The following is a 26,196-nucleotide window of genomic DNA, read 5'->3' on the forward strand; positions in this document are numbered from 1 at the left end:
AATTAGAATTAAAAAATTATGATTCCAAAAGTATTTAAAGAGGTCATTGACCTCGGTGATGGACGTACAATCTCCATCGAAACCGGAAAATTGGCTAAACAAGCCCATGGTTCGGTTGTTGTGCAATCAGGAAAATGTATGTTATTATGTACTGTTGTTTCCAATTACAAACAAAGTGATGTTGACTTTTTACCGTTAACTGTAGATTACAGAGAAAAATTTGCTGCGTCAGGACGTTATCCAGGTGGTTTCTTCAAAAGAGAAGCAAGACCAAGTGATGGTGAAGTTTTGACCATGCGTTTAGTTGATAGAGTTTTACGTCCATTATTCCCAAAAGATTATCACGCTGAAACTCAAGTTATGATTCAGTTGATGTCTCATGATGATGATGTGATGCCTGATGCTATGGCTGGATTAGCGGCTTCTGCTGCCATTCAGTTATCAGATTTCCCTTTTGAATGCCCAATCTCTGAAGCAAGAGTTGGTCGTATTAACGGCGAATTTGTAATCAACCCAACAAGAGCTCAATTATTAGAGTCGGATATTGACATGATGATTGGTGCTTCTGCTGATTCAGTAATGATGGTTGAAGGTGAGATGGATGAAATCTCAGAAGAGGAAATGGCTGAAGCAATTAAGTTTGCTCATGAAGCTATTAAAGTACAATGTGCTGCTCAAGTAAGATTGGCTGAAGCATTTGGTAAGAAACCAGTTCGTGAATACGAGCCAGAAAGAGAAGATGCTGACTTAGCAAAGAAAATTCATGATATGGCATACGATAAAGTGTATGCTATTGCAAAAGCTGGTTCAGCAAAACATGAACGTAGCGCTGCATTTGAAGCGATTAAAGAAGAAATCAAAGCCACTTTCAGCGAAGAAGAATTAGCTGATTATGGTGGAATGGTTTCTAAATATTACTATAAAGCTGAAAAAGCTGCTATCCGCGACTTGACCTTAAATGAAGGGTTGCGTTTAGACGGTCGTAAGACTGACGAGATCAGACCAATTTGGTGTGAGGTAGATTATTTACCATCTACACACGGTTCTGCAATCTTTACACGTGGAGAAACTCAAGCATTAGCAACAGTTACTTTAGGTACCTCTAGAGAAGCAAACCAAATAGACATGCCATCTTTTGAAGGTGAAGAGCGTTTCTATTTACACTATAACTTCCCTCCTTTTTCAACCGGTGAAGCAAGACCAATCCGTGGTACATCTCGTAGAGAAGTAGGTCATGGTAACTTGGCACAACGTGCGTTAAAAGGAATGGTTCCTGATGAGTGTCCTTACACAGTAAGAGTTGTATCTGAAGTATTAGAATCTAATGGTTCTTCTTCTATGGCAACCGTTTGTGCTGGTACAATGGCGCTTATGGATGCTGGGGTGAAGTTAATTAAACCTGTTTCTGGTATTGCTATGGGATTAATTTCTGATGGTGATTCTGGTAGATATGCTGTATTGTCTGATATTTTAGGTGATGAAGATCATTTAGGTGATATGGACTTTAAAGTTACTGGTACGGCAGATGGTATTACGGCTTGTCAAATGGACATCAAGGTAAAAGGATTGTCTTACGAAATTTTAGTGAATGCTTTAAAGCAAGCACGTAATGGTCGTTTACATATTCTTGAGAAATTGGTAGAAACTATTGCTGAACCTAATGCAGAAGTTAAAGCTCATGCTCCAAAAATGATTACTCGTGTGATTCCTAATGAATTCATTGGTGCATTAATTGGACCAGGTGGAAAAGTGATTCAAGAGTTACAAAAAGCAACTAAAACGACGATTGTTATCAATGAAGATCCTATTACCGAAGAAGGTATTGTGGAAATTTTAGGTACCAACCAAGAAGGTATTGATGCTGTATTGACTAAGATCGATTCATTATTGTTCAAACCAACTGTTGGAGGTACTTACAAGGTGAAAGTGATCAAAATGTTAGATTTTGGTGCTGTTGTTGAATATTTAGATGCACCAGGAAACGAAGTGTTATTACACGTAAGTGAATTGGCATGGGAACGTACTGAAAATGTAACTGACGTTGTTAATATGGGCGATGTTTTTGAAGTGAAATACTTCGGCGTAGATCCTAAAACTCGTAAAGAAAAAGTATCTCGTAAGGCGTTGTTAGAAAAACCAGAAGGTTATGTAGCAAGACCGCCAAGAGAAAATAATGGTAGAGACAACAGAAGTGGTGGACGCGATAATCGTGATAACCGCGGATCTCGTGATAATAGAGGTCGTGATGATCGTAAACCAAGAGAAGAAAGAAAAGAGGAATAGACTCTAATTTATCTTCATAATATACTAACCTCTCAAGTTTTTAAAACTTGGGAGGTTTTTTTATGCCTTAATTTTAACGAAAACCCGACAAACTTGCACATTCCCGACAACCTGTCACCTCTCCTAAATTTTCAATTTTAGGGAATTAACAACTATTGTAGTATTAAATTGACAAAAACGCAGCTAGTACGAGTAATAGCTGCCAATTTGATGAAACTTCAAAATTAGCCTCAAAAAACGGGCCTTCCGTACAGTCCTTGCAGCTAATTACGCAAATAACATTGATAATCAACAAATTAAGAAATGAAAGTATTAGTCATTGGAGCAGGAAATATGGGGTTGACCTATGCAGAAGGAATGGCAAGCTCCCCTTTGCTCAGCAAACACAAACTTCGGATTTTTGACACGGATCCAAAAAAAATAGAAACTTTAAATCAGCAACCTCAATTTGACGTTTATGATAACCTTGAGGATTGTCTACCAAAAGCTGACATCGTATTTATCGCGGTGAAGCCTTATCATAGTGAAGAATTATTTAAAACGATGAAGCCAATGCTCAATGATGAGCAGATTTTTGTATCACTCATGGCAGGTGTAACGATAGAAACCATCCAACAACAAATTAGCAGAAATAAAGTGGTGAGAACCATGCCTAATTTACCAGCTCAAGTTGGTAAAGGTGTGACTTCTTATACAGAATCTGAGGAAGTTTCAAAAGTAGAATTGTTAATGGTGAGAAACCTTATCGATACTACCGGGACGTCCATTCATGTAGATACTGAGAATTTTATCGATGCTTCCACCGGAATTTCTGGTAGTGGACCGGCATACGTATTCTACTTTATGCAATCGATGTTGGAAGCCGCTTTGAAAATGGGCTTTTCAGATTACGATTCCAAAGTCCTTGTGAGCAATACTTTTGAAGGCGCCATTGAGCTCTTCAATCAGAATGATATTTCACCAGAATCGTGGATTGCAAAGGTGGCGTCTAAAGGCGGAACCACACAAGCAGCCATAGATTCTATGGACGATAATAATGTTAAACAACTCATTGAAGAGGCGGCATATGCAGCATTTGATAGAGCCGTTGAATTAGGAAAAAAATAGTAATGAACATAAAACGAGTAGTAGTAAAAGTTGGTACCAACGTACTGACAAATAAAGATAATAGAATTTTAGGTCCCGTTTTAAGGGAATTGGTAAGACAAATATCTGTATTAAATGAACGGGATATCGACGTTATCCTTGTATCCTCAGGATCTGCAATTGCCGGAAAGGAAATCCTTGGCGAAACCAGTATTCAAGATACATCCATAAGACGACAGGTATATTCTGCTGTTGGACAACCGCGAATGATGCGTCATTATTATAGTCTGTTTCATGATTACGGCATGAGATGCGCACAGGTTTTAGCTACAAAACGCGATTTCGACAAAGGGAAGCATCGCGATAATATGATCAACTGTTACGAAGGATTGCTATCAGAAGGCATCACGCCTATTGCGAATGAAGATGATGCGACATCATTGACAATGTCTATGTTTTCAGATAATGACGAGTTAGCAAGTTTGGTTTCTGAATTATTGGATGTGGACCGATTAATTATCCTTTCTGATACTGACGGATTATACACTGGGCATCCAGATGATGAAAACTCAAGACAATTGAAGGAGGTTAAAGGCGATGCTGCTGTAGAACAATATGTGATGGAGTCCAACAAAAAAGAAGGTGAAGGCCGAGGCGGCATGGCTTCAAAACTAAAAATCGCCAAAGGAACCGCCAAGAAAAACATCCCGACCTATATCGCAAATGGAAAACGCGAGAACATCATTGTGGATATTATTGACAATAAAGAAGTCGGAACGAAATTTATTCTTTAATCCTGTAGAGAATTTGATGCAGGAAACACGAATCAAAAAATTACTTCCCTCCCGATAACTATCGGAATTCAAGGGAAGGTGGCTTCAATTCCAAAAAAGGAATTGAAGTCGGAAGGGTTCCTACTTCAAACTTTGACTATTGAACGCATAAAAAACGTCTAAACAGTCAACGAATAAAAAGTACCATACCCCTCCCACAGATAAATTAATTAAAACAAAAATTATGAAACTTATACAAACAGATATAAAAAACAAAGTATTACAATCAATGATCAACATTATTGATAGAGAACGTAATGCGATATTAGAAGCGAACCAAAAAGACTTGGACGCTTTTAATAGAGATGACCAAGCGCTATATGACCGATTAGTTGTTGACGATTCAAAAATTGATGGTATGATTACCGCCATAAAAGAAGTCAAAGCGCAGGACGATCCTGTTGGACAAGAAATCTCCAACTTAGTTTTAGACAGCGGATTGAAAATCACCAATAAAACGGCGCCATTTGGAACGATTATGATTATTTATGAATCACGACCAGATGTGACTATTGAAGCGGCAGTTTTAGCTTTTAAAGCAAATAATAAGATTCTACTGAAAGGAGGAAAAGAAGCATTGAACAGTAATCTTATTCTTGAAAAATGTTGGCACGAAGCGTTAGAGGAAAACGGACTTGAAAAAGATTGGATCAGACTCTTACACTTACAACGTGAAGAAACGCAGGAATTCTTAAAGAATCCGCCAGAAAAAATCGATCTTATTGTACCAAGAGGTGGAGAACGACTCATCAAATTTGTTAAAGATCACGCCACATGTGCAGTATTGATTAGTGGTAGAGGTAACAACTTCTTATATGTTGCCAAAGATGCCGATTGGGAAAAAGCTATCAAGGTTATTGTAAACGCTAAAACGGATAAGATATCTGGGTGTAATGCCTTAGACAAAGTATTAGTTGACAAAAACATTCCTAATTATGAAGCCAAACTCAAAGAATTACAAACCGTCTTAAGCAGTTTAGATGTAGAACTATTGGTCGACAATAAAGTGGGCACCATTTTAACCAACGAAGCGGAAATAGAAAATGAAGATACTTGGTATGAAGAATTCTTGGCCATGAAGCTCTTAGTCGCTGAAACAAACGGATTGGATACCGCAATTGAAACCATCAACACGTATTCAGGTGGACATTCCGCTTCTATCTTAACGGAAGATCAAGAACTAGCCCAAACCTTTATGGAACAAGTAGACAGTGCGGCAGTATATCATAATGCCTCAACACGATTTACTGACGGCGGACAAATGGGAGTTGGTGCCGAATTGGCCATTAGTACGGACAAGTTACACCACAGAGGGCCTTTGGGATTAAAACAATTGGTGACGAATAAATATTATGTGTTTGGTGATGGGCATGTGAGGGTTTGATAGGATTGAGGTATGAGGCTTGAGTTCTTAAGATGTTAGAATAGAGAACTGAGAAAAGAGAACTAAAAATTGAAATCTTCCAACTGAAGACTGCACACTGAGGACTGCCAACTGAATACTGCCTACTGCTTGCCCGTCCGCAACATTTTGCGGAGGCGGGAAGACTGCCGACTGATTGCCCGTCCGCAGCATTTTGCGGAGGCGGGAAGACTGAATACTACTCAAAAGTTAAAAATTCATAAAAATTTGCATTTGTCATAAATTTTAGTAAATTATAGGTTATGGTTTATACAGATAAAGAGAAATATTCGGAGATTTTAAGTACGTCTTTGACGTATTTAGAGAACAGTGGTTTTGAGAACATTAAAGCAGACGCAGAGGGTTATGAAACCCCAAAATCGTATCACAAAAAAGGCAGTGATATTGATGTGACCCCAGATATTGTCGCAGAAAAGGAAGGCAGAAAACATTATTTCGAACTGAGTTTGAAATCTGACGAACCGCGATTGTTAAAATCAAAATGGTTATTCCTAAACACCTTAAGCACAATGACTTCTTCACGTTTTAAAATTATAACAACACGTGGACATTACAAGTTTACCAATGAAATGTTAGAAGACATTAACTTGACGGATAAAAAATTAATCAAAATTTAAAATTAATTTCCACTTTTTTGTAACATTTTGAGTGGCCTTTACGTATAACTACTTACGAAAGGATTATTCACCATTTTAAATTAGAGACACATATTTAAATGAGACAACTCAAAATTACGAAGCAAGTAACCAATAGGGAAACCGCTTCGCTAGACAAGTATCTTCAAGAAATTGGAAAAGTTGACTTAATTACTGCTGACGAGGAAGTAGAATTGGCACAACGTATTAAAGCAGGAGATCAACTCGCTTTAGAAAAATTGACAAAAGCCAATTTACGTTTTGTTGTCTCGGTAGCAAAACAATATCAAAATCAAGGCCTTACCCTACCCGATTTAATTAACGAAGGGAATTTAGGACTTATCAAAGCGGCACAACGTTTTGATGAAACACGTGGTTTCAAGTTTATTTCTTACGCGGTATGGTGGATTCGTCAATCTATTTTACAAGCGTTGGCAGAACAATCTCGTATTGTGCGTTTGCCATTGAATAAAATTGGATCGATTAACAAAATTAATAAGACGTTTGCCTTTTTAGAGCAAAGTCATGAGCGTCCACCAAGTGCGGAAGAAATTGCAAAAGAATTGGACATGACTATTAATGACGTAAAAGAGTCCATGAAAAACTCTGGCCGTCACGTATCCATGGATGCACCGTTAGTTGAAGGTGAAGATTCTAACTTATATGACGTTCTACGTTCTGGTGAGTCGCCAAATCCTGATAAAGATTTATTACATGAATCTTTACGTACAGAGATTGAGCGTGCGTTAGAAACATTGACACCTCGTGAAGCTGATGTCATCCGTTTATACTTTGGTTTGGGAGATCAACACCCAATGACCTTGGAAGAAATTGGAGAAACATTCGACTTAACTCGTGAACGTGTTCGACAAATTAAAGAAAAAGCAATTAGACGTTTAAAACATACGTCTAGAAGTAAAATATTAAAGACTTATTTAGGATAGTGATCCGTAGAGATTACACCTAAGTTACGATAACAAACAGTTACAGATTCCCGCTTTCGCGGGAATTTTACTGTTCGTTTTTTGATTGATGAAAGAACCCTCGGCTGATTACCGGGGGTTCATTTTTTGAAGTTGAAATTTAAGTTGAAGTTGAAGTTGGTAAACTAGGAGCGAAATTCAAGGTCAATGTAACAACAGAAACCAGAAACAATCTATCCAAGACTGCCTACTGAATACTGAATACTGCCTACTGCTTGCCCGTCCGCAGCATTTTGCGGAGGCGGGAAGACTGAAAACCGCAAACTGCCAACTATTTTTATTTATCTTTGCCGAAACTTTACAACAACACAACATGTCTACAAAAATTATTGCCCCTTCAATGCTAGCAGCAGATTTCGGTAACCTTCAACGCGATGTTGAAATGGTTAACAACAGTGACGCCGATTGGTTCCATATTGACGTTATGGACGGTCATTTTGTACCGAATATCTCTTACGGAATGCCAGTCATTTCTGCTATTAAAAAACACGCCACTAAACCATTGGACGTGCATTTGATGATTGAAAAACCAGAACGTTATATTGAAGAATTCGCTAAAGTGGGAGCTGATATCATTACGGTGCACTACGAATCAACAGTTCATTTACATCGCACATTAAGACAAATTAAAGATGCAGGCTGCAAAGCGGGCGTAGTACTTAATATCACGACGCCTCTTGTGGTTTTAGAAGATATCTTACCGGAATGCTATATGGTGCTTTTAATGTCCATAAATCCAGGCTTTGGAGGTCAAAAGTTTGAAGAAGTGACCTACAAGCGTATTAAAAACCTTCGCAAGATGATTGATGAACAAGGTTTAGATACTCGTATCGAGATTGATGGCGGCGTCACCGATCAAAATATTGAGAAGTTAGTTGCCGCAGGCGCAGATGCATTTGTTGCGGGCAGCCATGTATTCAAGAGCGATAATCCGACGGAAACTATTAAGGTGTTGAAGGAATTGGCTAACGCTTAACTCCGCCTTATTGCTAAATAACATTCATTATTCAAAACAAAAATCCCCGAGGTATTACCTTGGGGATTTTTGTTTTGATTATAGATTACCACAAATACTCGGTAGTTACTAAATTATTAAAAAGGCCTATAATACCATCTATGGTGGTTTCTTATCAAAATTAAAGTTGCATCAATAGATAATTGATTAAGTCTGTAGTCGTGACAATTCCAACTAATTTTCTATCATCTACAACAGGTAATGCGTGGAATTCTTTTTTCGCCAAGATTTTAGCGACGTCCTTAATGCTTGTATCCGAAGATACAGTGACCACATGCTTCGCCATCACCTGTTCGATCGTAAACATGTTGTAGACCAAACTTTCTATTTCGTCTTCCGTTTCGTCAACCGCATCAGCAAAGCTGATTCGAAGCAGATCCGTGTAGCTGAGGATTCCAATTATGGCATCACCATCAACAACGGGAATATGTCTAATCTTATGCTTTTTAAATAGGTGTTCCGCTTTCTCCAAATCATCCTCCTTTTTAAGAGTAATGATTTTGACAGACATTATGGTGGACACTGGTTGTGGGTTTTTCATGGTAACTCTCTTTAGTTTTCACTATCAAAGGTATTCCATAACCTAACTACATCAAATGATAATTATCAGTCGACTAATCTTACTTATTTTTCATCGCTACCATAACCATAACCATAGCCATAGTTGTAACTGTAACCGTAAGATTTGCTCGCCCCTACACCATTTACAATATATGCCATATTCTTTAGGCGACCAGAATCACTCAATTCTTTAGAATAATCTAACAATGATTTTTCAGTGACTTCAGCCCTAACTAAATATAAGGTGGCATCAGCAAATTCAGAAATCAATAAGGTGTCAGTTACAAGAATTGTTGGCGCCGTGTCTACGATGATATAATCGTATTCATCTTTAGCCTCATTCAATAAAATCTCCAAACGCCCATTCGTTAGTAAATGTGCAGGGTTTGGAGGAATGCTTCCCGCTAATAAGACATCATGATTAGCATGCATTGGGAATCCCTTAATTAAAGCACTTCTCCAATCTAAGGTAACATCATAAAGATAATTTGACAAACCTACTTGCTCTTTACTTGAAGACGGCTGTGTGTAATTGTGTATCTGCGGATTTCTTAGATCGGCACCAATAAGTAAAACTTTCTTATTTAAGCTTGAAAGCGCTAACGATAAATTAAGCCCCACATAGGTTTTTCCCTCGCCTTTTATTGTAGAAGTTATATAAACTACTTTACCCTTCGCGCTTCCATCGGTTGGTAAAATATAATTCACATTAGAACTTAATATCCTAAAAGCTTCCGCTTGTACATTTCTGGCAGCCGGATCAATAAACAAAGAATCGCTCCCTACTATTTTAGGTATCTCAGCAACGATTGGCACCGAATCTATTCGTACCTGAACATCTTTTTTCCCTTTCACTTTAGTGTCAAAGAAATTCTTTCCAAAAATGATTCCGAAAGGCACCAACAAGCCCGCAAATAATGCCATAAGATAGGTCTTTTTTCGATTAGGCGAAATTGGAGGTCCAATTGATGAAGCATATTCTACCACTTTAATTGATGGTTCCGTTATGGCCAGATTAATCGCCGCTTCTTCACGCTTTTGAAGTAAATATAAATACAACGATTCCTTAATGCCCTGTTGACGCTCTATAGAGCGTAGAATTTTCTCTTTTGCAGGGATGGTAGAAACCTTAGAAGTAAATTTATTATTTCTACTTACCAATTGATTTTTTGAGGCTTGCAGCTGAGATTTGTAAGTATTTAATGAAGCGTTAATATTTTTCTTTAATTCCTTTAAATTTTCACTAATTGTCTGCACCATAGGATTATTCTTCCCTCCACTAGTTAAGAGTTTATCCCTCTCCAAAACGAACTTGTTATAAGAACTAATCAATTCATTCGTATTAACACTAGAGATGCCTATATTGGCGGGTAACAATTCTGAATCGTTATTATTCAGGTTTAATGATTCTGCTAGCATGTTTGACAACAGAATCTGACTTTCAATAGCAAATACCTCATTTTCAGAGGATGTCTGTTGTGTCAACCCAACTTGTGCATCCACCTGTATATCAAAAAAATTGTTGTCTTGTTTATAATCGCGCTTTTGCCCTTCTATGGAGTCTAATTCACCTGCTATCGATCCAAAACGTTGATCAATAAAATCAATAGTTCGTTTAGAAACCTCCTGTCGATCGATAACCCCATCCATATTAAACACAGAAAGAATCTCATTTAGTACTTTTTCCGATTTAGCTTTATTTTCTCCTGTAAAATTCAGTACTAATAGATCACTTGTATTACCTAATATTGAAACTCCAAGCTGATTCTTTATGCTCTGAGCAGCCGAATTAACTGGAATCAGTGTAAAAATATATGTCTTACCTATGTTCTCCTTAATTTTTTTTACACTTTCCACTTCCACTTCAAAAGGTAGGTCATGATCAATACCAAAAGAACTGTAATTAGGGAAAACGTTTACTTTATTTGAATTGTCATTATAGATTTCAAAACCTTTATCTTTTACTAATATCTTAAATGATTCACTATAAACTATGCTATCATTCGGAATGGTTTTAATCAGTTTGAAAGGAAATCCATTTATTTCAGAGGTTCGCACATTACCCTCTTCAAAAAATGCCATAGTAAGATCAAGATTTCTGACTACACGTTCACTAATTCGTAGTGACTTCAATACCTCTATCTCATTTTCCAAATTTAAATTAGAATTATTAAAACCAAATGAAGTCAGCTCTAAACCCTTCTTTTCATCCAAAACCTGAATTTTAGCAGTTGTACTATAAACGTTTGGTGAATAGCGAAGCTTCAGAAAGGCAATTGTTAATGCAATGGCCGCTCCAAAAACAAACCAAATCCAATATCTTAAATATTTTTTAATTTCATGCTTGATTACTTCACCTTGGTCAGGTTCCCCAGTAATAGTATTGATATTCTGTTGATTCATAATTATTTTGTTATGATGAGAACAGTACTTAATGCAATAGAAAACACTGATAGTAAAGTTCCTAAATTACCAATAAAACCAGAACTCTTCACCTTCGGACCATTTTGATTAATCATGATCACATCATTAGGTTTTATAAAATAATAAGGACTCGTTAAAAGATCGGCAGATGTTAAATTTAAATGAGTTGTTTTATACACGCCGTCAGTTTCGCGAATTACCAAAATATCTTCGCGTTTACCATTAATAGTTAAATCTCCTGCCATCCCTAACGCTTGCAATAAAGTGACACTTTCTTCGGTAAAATTATATGTTCCAGGACTTTTAACTTCACCCAATATAGTAACCTTAGCATTAAGCAATCTTACATTAACTGTAGGATTCTTAAGATGTCCACCTTCTTCTAATAGCCGTGACAAATCTTTCTCAAGCTGACTTGTTGTTTTATTTTTGGTTGAAATAACTCCAAGCTCTGGGAAATTAATGGTATGGTCTTCAGAAATTAGATAGCCGTCCAATTTCATTAAATCGACACTTGTAGAACTAGATTCTCCTGAAGATCTGTTATATGGTATAGTCGTTTCATGAACCAAAGCCCCAACGGTAATTTTTAAGATATCATTAGGCTGAAGCACTGGCTTCACATAATTGATCGGGGTCTTATTATACTGATCAGCGTCTTGAAAATATAATATTTCCTTTTTAGAGGCGCAAGAATTAAGAATCAGTAACGCAACGAATGTAAAAAGAGTATGTTTCATGGAAAAATTTAATTGAATCAAGATGAACTCAATTCGATAGAAGTGCAAAAATAAACGGATTTTTTAAACATCACACAAAATTATTGTGCTTGTCCCATTATTTCTGATTTACTGTTATTTTTAAAAAGCCAGTTATAGATAAACACTGTAGAATATAAGGTGGTACCAATAACTATTATAAGTGCAAATTGTAAGTGAATATTAAAATCCTTAAACAACAAGCAAATCACAAACAATAATGTATTGACCAAAACAATAAATCCTGTAGTTTGTTTATGAGTAAAACCTAATTTTAAAAAGCCGTGATGCAAATGGTTTTGATCAGCCGAAAACGGACTTTTCCTATGAATAAAAGCTCGAATAAAAAAGATACGCAATGTATCGAGAAGAGGAAAGAAAACAATTGTCAAGGCTAAAATTGGAGCAGAGTTACCATATTTTGAAAAAATATCACCTTGTGCTTCACTTATAAATCGAACAGCAAAAAAAGCTACCATAAACCCTATTATCATAGAACCTGTATCACCCATAAATATTTTTCTATGTTTAGAGAAGTTCAATCGTAAGAACGGAATTAATGAACCCATAGTCGCAACAGCAACAGTTGCCATACTTACATCATCAGTTTTAAGAAAAATATAAGTGAACGCCGCAGCAGCAAATAAAGCTAAACTACCTGCTAATCCATCTACACCGTCAATAAGATTGTATGCATTGATAATTAAGACATATACAAACAATGTGAAAATTACAGAAACCCAATAAGGCAAGGTATTAATCCCAAGAATTCCGAAAAAACCAACAATTCTAGTATCCGTAAATACTATAAGAACCATAGCGGCAAGCACCTGCCCCATCAACTTCTTGCTAGGGGACAATACCAACAAGTCATCCTTAAGCCCCAAGAAAAATAAGATGGTCATCCCTCCTAAGAGCAGTAATAAAATCTTTGTTTCTAAAAGACCACCAAGCGTTGTAATCACCACAACAAGACTCATAAATATTGCGATTCCACCAAGTGTAGGCGTTTTTTTTGAATGTACACTTCTTGAATTCGGTTCATCCATTAAATGCTTCGTTTCAGAAATCGTGAAAATTGCTGGAAATGAGCCCCACGACACAACAAATGCTAAACTAAACGCTGCAAAAAGCCAAATACCCACATAATCTAAAGGATTGAAATAAGCGAGAAGTTCCTGAATCATAATAACATAGGTTTTAATATCCTTGGGAAAATATAGTAATTGTAAATCCCAGCAAAGATACACGTAAAGTGTTTATTCCCATAAGATTTAATATATAAAAACTATATTTTATTTTCTATGAACACAAAGGTATAATTGTCCTTAACAACATATTAACTCAAATGCGGAAATTATTTCACTAATTAACAGGCTATTTCGCAAACCATTGGGGAATTTTAGAGAGATTCTTTTGTAAAATTACAAAAAGAGGATAATCAATTTTGTTTGTTTTGGCAGCATGGAAATCTTCTTTGGTCTTTTGGATTAGGTTACTTAGGCTTCTATTACTGGCCCCACCAACGCGCATTTTCATAATAGTCATAGGAAGATAATGGAAGTTATAATCTACTCGTTGGAATATGCGGAGAATAAAATCGTAATCCGCGGCAATCTTATAATTCAAGTCAAAATACCCATGGGTATTGTAAACTTCCTTTTTTAAGAACAACGTAGGATGTGCGGGCATCCAACCACGATTCAAAAGTTTAGGTGAAAAAGCTTGACTTTTCCAATTGCGTACAATTTTTTCTGTATCGTCAAATTGCACATAATGCAAATTGCCATAAACACCGTCAAAACCCCCAACCTTTAAATAATCTGCAATTTTCGAAATAATGGTGTTATCTGCAAGGAAATCATCCGAATGTACAAAACCAATCACATCTCCTGTAGCCTTGGCAATCCCTTTGTTCAAGGCATCATAGATACCTTTGTCAGGTTCAGAACTATAAAAAATACTTCTGTGCTTCTCTGCTTTCGATTTAATGAGATCTAAAGTTCCATCTTTAGAACCACCATCCACCACAATGTATTCAATATTATTATAATCTTGGTTTAGAACCGATTTCATGCATACTTCTAAAGTTTTCACACTGTTATATGTGGCCGTGATAATGGAAATTTTCATCTAATTAGTTATTGTTCTTAGTTTAATTTTTATGGCAGGGTTTCCTCTATAAATTCCTAAGGCTTCCAAATTGTCACTTGCTACCGAACCCAATGACAAAACTGAGTGACTCCCCATGGTCACCCCAGGGCCCACAATACTTTTGGCTCCTACCCAACATCCTTCTTTTAGTATAATTGCCCCAATCATCAAATCAAAACTAGTTTTCTTATAATTGTGATTGCCACAGATCAAAAATGCACCTTGTGAGACGCAAACATTATCCTCTATAATAATAGTATCTAAATTATCAATCCAGACATCTTCACCTATCCAGCAATGATTACCGATATTTAATTTCCAAGGATATTTTATATTGATATGAGGCTTTATTACCACTCCCTTTCCGATGTTTGCTCCAAACAACCGCAACCAAAATACTTTCAAACCTGAGGAAATATTTAAAGGATTGCGTAAAAATAATTCATTAATTATATACCATGATAACCGTTTGAAAAAAGATCCAGGTAGATACCAACTGTTATCGTATTTTGATAAATCTGTTTTCATTGAAATAGATTTAGATTTGATTGTAATAATTTTGGATTTTCAGAAAACGCTATAGAATATTTAATGGCATTATCTGACCATGTTTGATAATCTTCTTTTGATAAATGACAAGCTGCCTTCACACAACGTGCCACATCATTGGGATCTTCAATATCAATATCCCAACCTATTTTCTTAGTTTGCAAATCCTTCCAGGGCGTTTGATTAGAAATCAGGACTGGGCAACCCGCGGATAATGCTTCAAGAATGGCGTGACCGAAATTTTCTCCTTTAGAAAGTAATATAAAAAAATCATAGGAGTTAAGTGTTTCGATCATATGCCGCCCGTCTATACTCCCCTTGTAATTTACAAAAATATTTGAAGGCAACCTTGCTATTACCTCTTGGCATTTTTTCCAATACATTTCATCATATATTGCACCATATATATCAAAATTTATGTCTTGTGTAATCTTAGAAAGTGCGCTCAATGATTCCAATATCCCCTTCTCCACAGAAATACGAGCCACCGTCACAAATTTCAAAACTTCAGATTTCTTCTTGGGTTCGGAGCTAACTGATTTTTCAATTTTACGTGGTAATTGGTTTATCACCCTAATATTCTTAAAGCGTTTTACACGTTTTATAACATCTAAACGTTCATTTTCATTGGCAACATGAAATATAATATTTTTATACAGCCCAAGTCCGTTTGCAATGGTTAAAAAAACTATTTTCTTTAATTTTTTGACACTAAAAGCTTGATCAGAAAGCATTCCGTGAGGGTTAACGATACATTTTTTATTTTTTGCGAACCATAGTGGCAAAATCGAGAAGTACACAGAAAAAATTCCGTTAACATAGAGCCAATCGAATTCCGATGAAGAAACCAAGTCTTTAATCTTACTAAAATTCGTATTATACTTTGATAGATAAAAAACTGAAGTCTTGGATAAATCCGTCCACGAATTTAAAGTGATATGCGGGTAGGTTTCCGTTTCTGTATAATCACAATCCCTTGTAACTATTTTAAACTCCAATTCTTCTTCCAAATGGTCTACAAAATTCCCAAAGGCAGTAATAGTACCACCTGCCTTATAACCAGGCCGATACCAATCTATAAAAGCTAAGACTGTCTTTCTTTTCATTATTAAAATTTATTTAAGAATGTTTATGTCTTCCTTATTTGTTATTTAATTAAAGATGCCATTCCTTTCTAAAAGAAATCACCCCTTAAAATCTGAATATGAACAATGAAGGTCCAATTTAAATTAGAAAATCAGTCATTATTTCTAATAATTAAAATACCAAATGGTGGTTTAGTTAACTATATTAATATTCTAAACAAGACCTAATCATAAAACCTTAACTATCAATTAATTGATGTGATAATATTTTCATATTAGCCTGTTAAGAACGAATAACTTCCTTCATAAATCATGTTATTTAAGCAGTAAACTCATTAAATTTGCAGCGCCTCTTTCAGGTGTGATATTTTGTGCTAATTCTCTACTTCTTTTTGAAAAGTTTTCTAAGCTTTCAAAATTCATTTTTATGATTCTTTCCATTGCCTGTTTTAATGCTAAACTATTTTCCGGTTTAACTTTACAACCATTAAAACCATCAATAACAAAATGGGGAGCTGCTCCGCAAACTTCAGTACATATTATAGGTAGTCCCGATGCAGCCGCCTCATGAATGACTAGTGCCCAAGGTTCATATATTGATGGCAATATGAAACATCCTGATTTATTTAATTCTAATCTTAATTCCTCATGTTTCATAAAATCTTTCACAATCACATTCTTTTTATTTAGAAATTCTTTTTTAAGTTCACCATCACCAATAAGAGTTAAAGTCCAACCATCTAAATTTTCTATTAAACCCCATGCTTCCAATAAATAACCTAACCCCTTTTCTTCTGCAAATCTTCCAATATAAATAAAGTTTTTTGGATAATCTTCTCCTGATTTTAAGGGTAATTCTTGAAATTTCTTGATATCACAACTCAATGAGTTAAATATTATTTGGTCCTTAGAGAAACCGAGCTTACGAGCATATTCATATTGATAAACACCCGAAGCCCAAATATGTGAAAATGCCTTTTTCAAATGAAATGGACTTATCATACTATTAATTCTTTGAGACCAATCACCACGCCATTGTGTATCTGAATAAGAAACGATTGGAATATTCAACTTGTTTTTAATCTTTTTAGACACCCAAACGTATTCACTTATAAACCAACCACTAACGACTATTATTTCTGGATTTATTGTAAGAATTACATTCATTAATTCTTTTTTATTATAGTCACTTAATTTATATGTATAAAACTTATCAGTATTAGGTGGTATGTAAGTAAAGTTCTTGCTAACACTAAAGGAATGAACATCCACGTTATAATATTCAATTAATGCATTGATTGATACCATTTGGTGTGGTACGTAACTGCCAATAAGAAACACACATTTCATACTTAATTTTTATTTGAATTTAAAGTTATAATTTGAGCCTCCTCTTCCTCTAAGACGCGGTACACATCTGTTTTAATGAGTTTGGCAGGAGTACCCGCAATTAATGAATAATTGGGTATGTCATAATTTTTATTACATAGACTTAGACTAGCAATGATACAATAGTTAGGTGTTACAGTGCCTTTCATTATTGAAACTCTATTCCCAATCCAATTATTCTCACCTATTTTTATTGGTGAATTTCTTTTTGAGAGCTCACCTGTTTTCTTATTTTTTATAAAATGTAAATCAGTATCAATCAATTGACAATCCCACGCAAATCTAGAATTAGCTCCTATTTCAATATATTCATAGCATATAATTTTAGAATTATAATTCATTAGAATATTAGAGCCAAATATTAATTCTGCTTCTGGTTGAATTTGAATTGATACTCCAACGCCCAAATTCACTTTCCCTTTAAATATTAAAGTTCCCATGATTTTTAATAAAATCTTGTTATCATGCCAAACTTTCGTATCCTCACCTAAAAAGCCCAATCTAATCATCCCCGTACTAACTATTCCTTCAATTTTGATTCTTCCAGATAAATCATAAAAATAAGTATTGTTAGATAAGATAATTGGAAGTTTTATTGCCTGATGCCAAGGCAATTTTGTAAAATTTAAAAATAAAGTTTTGATAATAGAAATTCTAGATATCCTTCTTATTTTATTTAAATTTCTCCAACTCATAATTATTAATTTTATTAATTTTTTCAATTGACAGATAACCTTCAATAATACCTAATAATAGCCATAAGTAGAAAAACAAAAACGCCCCTGAAGCGAACACATAACCTTCAATAATCATATGTACTGTTACTAAAATTAGTAAGCCGCCAACAAAACTCGTATAATTCCTATTACGATCATATTTTATCATAAATAATAAATTTCTTAAAAACAAAAACAATATTGGCAAAAGACCGAATAAACCTGTCATTGATAATATTGTCAACCACGATGAACCAGGTTCTATTGTACCAGTTATTGCATTATAATCATCAAGTCCATTGATATCAATAGAGGCAAACCCAATCCCGAAAATAGGGGAAGATTGAAACTCAACTATTCTTTGATTCCATTTCGTGGTTCTCGAGTCAAATGGATCGTCGACAGCATCTCTGTCCATTTTAGAATTTAAAAAATCAGCTTTATCTTCCCATAAAGGAAAGGATATTGTTAGCGCAGCAACTATCACTAAAACAGTGGAAAGGTACTTTGAAAGTCTCCCTTGGTAAATTTTATATAAAAAAAACAAAGAACCTAAAACTGTTGCAATTAGTGCACCTCTAGATCCAGCAGCAACTACAGTAATGAAAGAAAAAAAAACACAAACAACCAACAATAATCGTTGCTTTTTATTATTCCGCTTTCTAAAGTAATAAAAAAAAGAAGTTAAGACTGAAATGCCTGCCATGGGCCCCAACAACATGGAATGATTATATAATCCAGTGAAATCTATTCTAGTATGCCCCATCCAATTAACAGCTACACCTCGATAGACTCCTGTTACTAGGCCTAATAGAGACAACACAACAATAACAAGATTTATTTTATTTAATAATGAGAATAATTTAAAACGAAACGACATTAAACTGGTCGATATTATCAATGGACCAACTAAATAAAGAATCATCACAAATAACAAAAATCGAACATATGGTTTAAACAAAGGGGGAACATCGTTAATTAGAATGCTAGTCAAGCAAGCAATAATTAAAAATACCATATGCATATTAATCTTTTTACTCTCTTTTAGACTATAGAAGAAGAGGACAGAAAATATAGAACCTAGTGCCACAAAATATAAATCTCCAATATAGAATCCAACAGACAATGCATTATTGAATACAATAATGGCCAAAAAAATTATCAGATACTTGAATGGTGATTTTCTCTTTAGAGAATTGAAATCTCGCATAAAAATTTATCTACTAAATTATCTATATTAATATCTATAGCAAGGGTTTGATTGGGCATATTAGTAATATAATCAATAATCAATTTTGAAAGTTGATCTACGTCCGACTTGCCTATCAACCATTTGTTTTTTTCGCTGTCAGGAATCAATTCACTTATACCCTGCTCATGAACACCAATGAATGGTACACCACAAGCATACGCCTCTGTATATACGCAACCAAAAGCCTCGTGATAAGATGGCAAAACAAATAGATCTAATTCATTATAAAAGTCGTTAAGCTGGCAATGCAAAACCTCCTTTCTAAACTCTACAATCTCTTCTAAATAATTACTATGTACAAATTTCTTGCAGTCAGCTAAGGTTTCCCCGGACCCAATAAAAATCACTTTTAGTTTTGTAACTCCTTTTTTTACAACTTCGTTTATCGCCTTGAGTAAAGTAATTTGGTCTTTCAATGGCCAAAAATTAGCAACACAACCAATTACAAACACATCATTTTCTTTGATATTTTTTACTGCATAAAACTTTGACAGATCAACACCATTATAAAGAACATATTCTCTATTAATAATAATGTTTTTAAAACTTTTTAAATACTCTAAAGTCTTTTTACTTACCCCAACATGAATATCTATTTTATTGCAAATTTTAATACCATATTTTTCAATGTATTTATTGTACCATTTAAATTTGCTTAATACGCCCAAAGTTAAGTTTAACACATCAAATCCATGATGTTGAAGTATGGTTTGTGTTTTGGGGTTTTTAGACTTTATGGCGTTAACCAAGTAGCCATAGGAGGTGCCGTGTGCATGTGCGTACTTGATAGTATTTGTATCAATTCCTAGCTTCTTAAATTTAAGAAACAAACTTAATTCTGATAATTTTGAAAAAAGGTTAGGAAACACATAGGAAGGCAAATTGAAAGTATTAAATCTATAAATCTTCACACCCTCAAATTCATAATCCACCTCTTTCTCAAACCATTTTTTGGGCTTAAAAACAATCACTCGTAAATTTCCATTTTTTGTTATTGCCCTAACCTGATCTAAAATATATGGAGCTCTGAAGTTCTTTTCTGTAGGAAAAAGACCCGTAATCACAATATACTTATTTATATTATTCATCAACTATTATTATTATTATTATTATTATTATTTGAAACTATTAAGACTCCAATAGCCTAAGTATATTATGTTTAAAACTAACAAAAGACATATCACTTTGGCTTAATAATAATTCTTGCTGTACTCTAAGCTGTAGTTTCTCAGACGCTAATAAGCCTACAACTTTGGAGACAGCTTCTTCTACGTTATCAAATATTAAATTCTCATTTTGAACTAACTCCTTCTGCGCTCCCTCAAAAGGCACAAATGGAATTATCCCTGCCATAATAATCTCCCCAGTAGAAATACCGAATGCTTCTCTAGTACATGAACTAATTGCATATCTGTATTGGGGCAAGGTTGTTTTAACTTTATCTCCATAAATTGCTCCTGGTGCATCAACCCAATCTTTATCTTTTATTAGGTCATTAATTCTTTTTGAATAATCGTTATCGCTGAATTGACCAAATATGGTTAATTTGACATCAAAGTTCCTTTCTCTTACTTTCTCGAGTATACTTATAGAATCTTCAATTCTCTTTTCTGGAGAAATACGACCAAATGAGACGAACTGATTTAATCTAAGTTCCCAAGGTATGAGCTCAAACTCCTGATTAATTGGGGGATTAATTACAATTGGAATCGATGTGGTGTATGGAGCTGACAATTGCGCTGTCCATCTCGAATTTGCAATAAAAACATCGTCCTTATGGAGTTCATAAAATGATTTTCCTCCAATATTCTTACCAATTAAGAAAAGGATTTTTTTGAAACCATGGGGCTTTTTTAATTCTGTTGCGTAGCTCTTTTCCAATTCAGGATTCCAAACCACGTCAGATAAAAAATGTAAAGCCGGTCTTCCCCATCCAATAATCCTAGAGGCTGTTATTCTAATGTCATAGTTTGGTGCAATATATCTGCAATATTTAAGAAAGATGGCATGCCAAATATTGCCTGCTACAGTTTGCTTCAAAATATATGCAAATGGTAATTTAACTAAGATAACTTCCGAAGGAGAAATAGAAGTTCTTGCAGCTGTATTTAATTCCTCTAAATCCCAGCCTCCTCTTGTCACCAAATGAACTTCATATTTATCTTTAATAGCATTAATTAAGTACATGGTAGCAATCTCTGCCCCTCCTCTGCCCCAATATCCATGGGCAATAATCACTTTCTTTTTCAATTTCTTCTTAAATGTACTTGTCTGAGATACCATTACCATTTTTAATTATTAATGTTTTCATTGATAAGTATAGAAAATTCGTGAGATAATATTGTAGCGCCTTTACTATTTAGGTGGGAAGCATTATAAAACATTTCTTTATTATCATAAATTGAAAGGTATGAGAAATCAAAGTACATAACATCAGATTCTTTGGCCAAATTTTCAATTTTTAAATCAACCAATTGCTTCTGAGGAAAGTAGCTGTAAAGCTCTTTATATCTTGGTGTCTGACAAAGAATTACCTCTACACCTCTTTTTCTACATTTTATAATAATATCATTAAGTAATGTCAATCCTTCATCGATTTCACTAGTGCTAAGTACGATCTGGTTTTCACCCATCGTTTTTTTAAAGTTATCAAAATCAGAATTCCAACTTCTTTCCCAATTGAAATAGCCTTTTTGCAATGTATAGGTGTTTGCTGGATACAAATTAGATTTTAACCCTGTTTTGACAATTTTATACTGCCCTCTATATTTTACTAACGGAAACAATCTCTCTATACTCACTTTACTATCAACTTGAGATAAAATTGGAAATATGTACGGTTTGTTTAAATATGGCAAATATTGTTCCTTCTCAAATATCTCCGATTTCTTTTGAAATGAACCAATATCCAAACTCAACACAATATACTTTGGTTTGGCGTTAGCCAAAATGGAGTTAATTATTGGTTGTTGAAGAAATAAGTTTGTTGCATCCTTACCTAAATTGTAGGAGCTATAACCCGTAATATCTTCAATGATCGAAGGATCAAAATGAACTTTCGCCCTCGAATTACCAACTATAATTATATCATCATTTATATTATTAGTAAATAAACGATTCCAATCCCCATATAAATCATCATTTGTTTTTCTTAAACCCTTATCCACAGCTAAAGTCAATACCGACAATACTAAAAAACTGGCTAAACTATAGTAAATAATCTTTTTTATAAATTTCTTCATCATTAAAATTGAAAATAAATAAACGTTGTGGACTCATTTACCATAAATAGATACATTATAAATCCTATACAGACATAAAATGATCGTCTTAGGATAGGTGGTAATTTACTAAACCTTAACAGGTAGTCATCGTATCGAAATAAGAACCATTCAAAAACAATGAAAACAACAATTAAAAAAATTAGTTGCGGTTTAAAATAATAGAAGTTCTCTGGCAAGAAAGAATTAGCAAACATTCTCCCAAAATAATCTAATGCTATAGAAATACTGGGAGCGCGAAAAAACACCCACGCCATACACACCAAAGTAAATGTTAAAGACATTTGAAAAAACTCCTTTATGCTAGGTAATAATCTATTCTCTGCCACGACATTCGTGTTTTTACGATTAGCCCCAGATAGCAATAAAGGAATAAAATATAAAGCATTCAATGCACCCCATACAATAAAAGTCCAATTTGCACCATGCCAAAATCCGCTGACAATAAAAATTATGAAAACATTACGTACAGCCAACATTGTGTTGACTCTACTTCCACCTAGCGGAATATACAAGTAATCTCTAAACCATGTGCTTAATGAAATATGCCATCTACGCCAAAACTCTGCAATATCGCGGGAGAAATACGGTGTTTTAAAATTTGTCATCAAGTTGAATCCAAAAAGCTTAGCTGTTCCAATTGCTATATCAGAATAACCTGAGAAATCGCCATAAATTTGTAGGGCAAAGTAAAAAGCACCTAACAACAATACCGATCCAGACTGATCTTGATAATTTCCAAAAATTTCATTTACCACTAGTGCACAGTTATCAGCAATAACTATCTTTTTAAAGAGCCCCCAAAGGATTTGCCTCATTCCATCTACTGCCTTATCATAATTAAATTTTCGTTTAGACGTAAACTGTGGTAATAAATTAGAAGCCCGTTCAATTGGACCAGCAACTAATTGTGGAAAAAAACTTACAAAAGCAAAAAAGGCGACAACATTTTTAGTTGGTTTTAATTGCGATCTATAGATATCTATTGAATAACTAACGGTCTGAAATGTATAAAAGCTAATACCAACAGGTAAAACCACATTGAGAGTGAATGGATCAATCTTATAACCGATACTTTCGAAAGCATGATAAAGTGAAACAGAAAAAAAATTAAAGTATTTTAGTACTGCTAAAAGCCCAAAGTTGGACATCAAGCTTATGGTTAGAAATAACTTCTTCTTTTTCTGGGTTTCGGCCTCATCTATTTTTAATCCCAAAATGAAGTCTAACCCTGAACTTAATATAATTAATGATAAAAATCTCCAATCCCACCAGCCATAAAACAGGTAACTTCCTAATAGTAAAAGTAGATTTTGATAAGGTATATTTTTTCTAAAAACTCCCCAATAAAGTCCAAAAACAATTACTAGAAATATTAAAAACTCAAATGAATTGAAAAGCATTACTTATTGTTTAATTGATTAATTAATCTTTTAATCTATTTTACTTAAAAATGAATTATAGGTATTCAACATGTAATTTTCGGATAAATAATTATTAAGTTCGGAAGATTGAAAATCTTTAAGTTTGTTTTTATTCCATTCCAAATATAAAATTTCCAAACTTTGAAATATATTAGCTGCATCTGTATTATCAGAAACTAACCCACCGCCATATTCGTTCAAGATATCCTTCATAGTCCCTATTTTAGGAGAAATAGACATAATTGTTAAGTCGGCCTGAATATAATCCGAAACTTTACTCGGTAAAAATATTCCTTCTTCACATTTTGCTTCAATCAATAGGCCAACAGAACATGTTCTTAAAAACTCTAATGTATTTTTGTAGGGCATTGCACCAGTGATCTTAACCACTTCATCAAGATTAAATTCGTTGACCAATGCTTTGAGCCCTACGTCCTCAACACCGATGATATAGCACTCAATATTATTAGTACTATATTTTTCTGTAAGATTTCTTAGTGCTTTAAAAAACAACTCAGGAGATCGTTCTTTCGACAAATTACCGGCATGACAAATACTGAAAGTATTTCGTTTTTGGATGCCTGTATCTAAATTAAGTGCAGTATTAAGATGAGGTAAAATTTCTGAATTTTCATCTTTAAACACACCTAACTTATGCTGTAAATAATTAAAAAGACGCTTTGATGGAAACGTATTATAGTCCGCAGAACTGGCAATATCTTTAATATATCGAGTGTAAAAGAATTGATCAATAAAATTTGTTTTTTCCTGATACGGCTCTGGAAAGATAAAAAAAGGTGGATCATTCCAGTTTGCAGCCCACCTAACGCCAGTTGCTTTTTTAAATTTTAATGCTGGTAAATGACCAAAATCTGAAATAGACCTCGAGATAATAAAATCAAAAGGCTTTTCATTATGTAAACTAATTGCCTTTTTATATGCTTTATGGGCCCAACCTACCCCATTAATCGGATGCTTCATGGCTAAAATCGATTTTATTTTTCTTATCAATCGATTTTTTGGATTAATATCCACTGAGGGGATGTTATGTGTACTGGTTCGAAGGGGTTCCCACAGTGATGACCAGCTATCTTCATATGTAACACCATTGTAACTTGCGGTGCTAATTACAGTAACATCAAATCCATTATTTTTTAATGCAAGCGCAAACTTATTATTTGTTAATGCTTCAGAAAAACTATTGGGTGCAAAATAGGATGCGAAAATTAAAATTCTAGGCTGATTCATGTTAAATTAGATTTCAAATAATCCCTAAACAATATGCCTGCATCATTGGAAAGAATTTCCATTTGAGATTTAGTTTTAACGATGTTTTCTTTTAGAGAATTATAATTTTTGTTTATTGAAGTAACCTTATTATATAAAACGTCTACACTATCTTTTGGATCCCAATTAAAACAATCATTATCAAACTGTGAAGCGAGGTAGGTTAATTTTTGATCAAGTCCTACTGTTATGAAAGGTTTATACATCAAAGTTGAAAAGATGGCGGTATGAAACCTAGCCGTAATAAAAAGATCACAACTCTCGAGTTGCGATAAAAAACCTTTGAATGAAAATATTTTGGCATCCCACTTTATAAATCCTACCTTATGTTCTAATAGCAGATTTTCGACAGCAACATCCTCCTTATCAGAAAACAGATAAAACTCTAATTCAAAATTATCCTTTTTCAATAATTCCGATAATTCGATTAACTTATTCACATAGGCATTACCTTCTTCATATTTCCAATGCCTTAATACAACCCCGATTTTCTTAATGTTATTGGCTGGGTTAATTTTAAAGTTACACCATTCCTGAAATTCTGACAAGAAACATAAATCTGCTCCAAGATGGTAATTTTGTAAGTTTAAGCTCCTGCATTCTTCGTATGAATATTGATCTCTAACCCAAGTGAATGAAGATTTCTTTAAAATAGAACTGGCAAATATATCTTCTTTTATGCCATTATTAAATGGCCCCAACCCTACACCAATCATAGCGTATTTAGAGCGTTGATTTATCATCCATTTATAAGCAGATAATCTTATTTTAAGTTTTTCAATAAAACCGCTCTTTTTAGATGTAAAAGAAAAAAATTGCGTCCCTCCTGCATAAAGAACTAACTGTACATCATTGCTACTAGGTGAACCCACATTAGCGTTTGCCGCTAAATCTCTAGGATAATATAACTCGTCACAATCGTAAACAGTATCATCATCTAACCCAAGTTTGGTTAAAAATTGATGACATGCTAAGAGCAGTGCATCATCGCCAAAATTGCCTTCTGAAAAATTTCCTTTAATAAGTATTTTTGATTTCAATCTTTTTATTTTTTAATT

General features: G+C 34.3%; 23 protein-coding genes. 7 read left to right on the forward strand and 16 right to left on the reverse strand.

Annotated elements, in window-relative coordinates; genetic code table 11:
• Positions 1-18: 18 nt before the first annotated feature.
• The 7 genes from Q0947_RS09400 (at position 19) to rpe (ending at position 8,219) form a co-directional block, all read left to right on the forward strand.
• A complete protein-coding gene (locus tag Q0947_RS09400; RefSeq protein WP_299396299.1) occupies positions 19-2,283 on the forward strand; it encodes a polyribonucleotide nucleotidyltransferase in 2,265 nt (754 codons plus the stop codon).
• A gap of 303 nt (positions 2,284-2,586) precedes the next feature.
• Positions 2,587-3,390 (forward strand): pyrroline-5-carboxylate reductase, encoded by an 804-nt coding sequence (gene proC, locus Q0947_RS09405; RefSeq protein WP_299396303.1) that lies wholly within the window; start codon positions 2,587-2,589, stop codon positions 3,388-3,390.
• A gap of 2 nt (positions 3,391-3,392) precedes the next feature.
• Positions 3,393-4,163 (forward strand): glutamate 5-kinase, encoded by a 771-nt coding sequence (gene proB, locus Q0947_RS09410; protein ID WP_299396310.1) that lies wholly within the window; start codon positions 3,393-3,395, stop codon positions 4,161-4,163.
• Positions 4,164-4,386: 223 nt separating this feature from the next.
• Positions 4,387-5,586: a glutamate-5-semialdehyde dehydrogenase gene (locus Q0947_RS09415; protein WP_299396314.1), complete on the forward strand. Its 1,200-nt coding sequence runs from the start codon at positions 4,387-4,389 to the stop codon at positions 5,584-5,586.
• Positions 5,587-5,867: 281 nt separating this feature from the next.
• On the forward strand, positions 5,868-6,242 hold the full coding sequence (locus Q0947_RS09420) for a hypothetical protein (protein ID WP_299396317.1): 375 nt from the start codon (positions 5,868-5,870) through the stop codon (positions 6,240-6,242).
• A gap of 98 nt (positions 6,243-6,340) precedes the next feature.
• Positions 6,341-7,204, forward strand: coding sequence for a sigma-70 family RNA polymerase sigma factor (locus Q0947_RS09425; RefSeq protein ID WP_066433750.1), 864 nt, complete (start codon positions 6,341-6,343; stop codon positions 7,202-7,204).
• Positions 7,205-7,556: 352 nt separating this feature from the next.
• The gene (gene rpe / locus Q0947_RS09430) at positions 7,557-8,219 is read left to right on the forward strand and encodes a ribulose-phosphate 3-epimerase (RefSeq protein WP_299396326.1); all 663 of its coding nucleotides are present in this window, start codon (positions 7,557-7,559) and stop codon (positions 8,217-8,219) included.
• Positions 8,220-8,379: 160 nt separating this feature from the next.
• On the opposite strand, the gene Q0947_RS09435 is transcribed toward rpe, so the two are convergent.
• From Q0947_RS09435 to Q0947_RS09510, 16 genes are all read right to left on the reverse strand, one after another.
• Positions 8,380-8,799 (reverse strand): CBS domain-containing protein, encoded by a 420-nt coding sequence (locus Q0947_RS09435; protein ID WP_299396329.1) that lies wholly within the window; start codon positions 8,797-8,799, stop codon positions 8,380-8,382.
• An 83-nt stretch (positions 8,800-8,882) separates the two neighbouring features.
• On the reverse strand, positions 8,883-11,222 hold the full coding sequence (locus tag Q0947_RS09440) for a tyrosine-protein kinase domain-containing protein (RefSeq protein ID WP_299396332.1): 2,340 nt from the start codon (positions 11,220-11,222) through the stop codon (positions 8,883-8,885).
• 2 nt (positions 11,223-11,224) lie between these two features.
• A complete protein-coding gene (locus Q0947_RS09445) occupies positions 11,225-11,983 on the reverse strand; it encodes a polysaccharide biosynthesis/export family protein (protein ID WP_299396337.1) in 759 nt (252 codons plus the stop codon).
• A gap of 80 nt (positions 11,984-12,063) precedes the next feature.
• Positions 12,064-13,188 (reverse strand): MraY family glycosyltransferase, encoded by a 1,125-nt coding sequence (locus Q0947_RS09450; RefSeq protein ID WP_299396340.1) that lies wholly within the window; start codon positions 13,186-13,188, stop codon positions 12,064-12,066.
• 190 nt (positions 13,189-13,378) lie between these two features.
• Positions 13,379-14,134, reverse strand: a complete 756-nt coding sequence (locus Q0947_RS09455; protein ID WP_299396343.1) for a glycosyltransferase family 2 protein — start codon at positions 14,132-14,134, stop codon at positions 13,379-13,381.
• Complete coding sequence (locus Q0947_RS09460) at positions 14,135-14,683, reverse strand: WcaF family extracellular polysaccharide biosynthesis acetyltransferase (protein WP_299396346.1); 549 nt, start codon at positions 14,681-14,683, stop codon at positions 14,135-14,137.
• The gene (locus Q0947_RS09465; RefSeq protein ID WP_299396348.1) at positions 14,680-15,810 is read right to left on the reverse strand and encodes a glycosyltransferase; all 1,131 of its coding nucleotides are present in this window, start codon (positions 15,808-15,810) and stop codon (positions 14,680-14,682) included. Before Q0947_RS09465 ends, Q0947_RS09460 begins: the two co-directional genes overlap by 4 nt.
• Before the next feature lie 294 nt (positions 15,811-16,104).
• Positions 16,105-17,097 (reverse strand): glycosyltransferase family 4 protein, encoded by a 993-nt coding sequence (locus Q0947_RS09470; RefSeq protein WP_299396351.1) that lies wholly within the window; start codon positions 17,095-17,097, stop codon positions 16,105-16,107.
• A 44-nt stretch (positions 17,098-17,141) separates the two neighbouring features.
• Positions 17,142-17,873, reverse strand: coding sequence for an acyltransferase (locus tag Q0947_RS09475; RefSeq protein ID WP_299396354.1), 732 nt, complete (start codon positions 17,871-17,873; stop codon positions 17,142-17,144).
• The gene (locus Q0947_RS09480; RefSeq protein ID WP_299396357.1) at positions 17,851-19,047 is read right to left on the reverse strand and encodes an O-antigen ligase family protein; all 1,197 of its coding nucleotides are present in this window, start codon (positions 19,045-19,047) and stop codon (positions 17,851-17,853) included. The genes Q0947_RS09475 and Q0947_RS09480 overlap by 23 nt, the downstream gene beginning before the upstream one ends.
• A gap of 35 nt (positions 19,048-19,082) precedes the next feature.
• Positions 19,083-20,234, reverse strand: coding sequence for a glycosyltransferase family 4 protein (locus tag Q0947_RS09485; RefSeq protein WP_299396360.1), 1,152 nt, complete (start codon positions 20,232-20,234; stop codon positions 19,083-19,085).
• Between the two features lie 40 nt (positions 20,235-20,274).
• A complete protein-coding gene (locus Q0947_RS09490) occupies positions 20,275-21,429 on the reverse strand; it encodes a glycosyltransferase (RefSeq protein ID WP_299396362.1) in 1,155 nt (384 codons plus the stop codon).
• A gap of 8 nt (positions 21,430-21,437) precedes the next feature.
• On the reverse strand, positions 21,438-22,391 hold the full coding sequence (locus Q0947_RS09495; protein WP_299396365.1) for a hypothetical protein: 954 nt from the start codon (positions 22,389-22,391) through the stop codon (positions 21,438-21,440).
• A complete protein-coding gene (locus Q0947_RS09500) occupies positions 22,391-23,830 on the reverse strand; it encodes an MBOAT family O-acyltransferase (RefSeq protein WP_299396367.1) in 1,440 nt (479 codons plus the stop codon). The genes Q0947_RS09495 and Q0947_RS09500 overlap by 1 nt, the downstream gene beginning before the upstream one ends.
• Before the next feature lie 30 nt (positions 23,831-23,860).
• Positions 23,861-25,099, reverse strand: coding sequence for a glycosyltransferase (locus tag Q0947_RS09505; RefSeq protein ID WP_299396370.1), 1,239 nt, complete (start codon positions 25,097-25,099; stop codon positions 23,861-23,863).
• Positions 25,096-26,178 carry a polysaccharide pyruvyl transferase family protein gene (locus Q0947_RS09510; protein WP_299396373.1) on the reverse strand — a complete coding sequence of 361 codons (1,083 nt, stop codon included), beginning with the start codon at positions 26,176-26,178 and terminating at the stop codon, positions 25,096-25,098. Before Q0947_RS09510 ends, Q0947_RS09505 begins: the two co-directional genes overlap by 4 nt.
• Between the last annotated feature and the right edge of the window lie 18 nt (positions 26,179-26,196).

Origin of the sequence: uncultured Gelidibacter sp. (assembly GCF_947500795.1) — a bacterium.
Lineage (GTDB): Bacteria > Bacteroidota > Bacteroidia > Flavobacteriales > Flavobacteriaceae > Gelidibacter.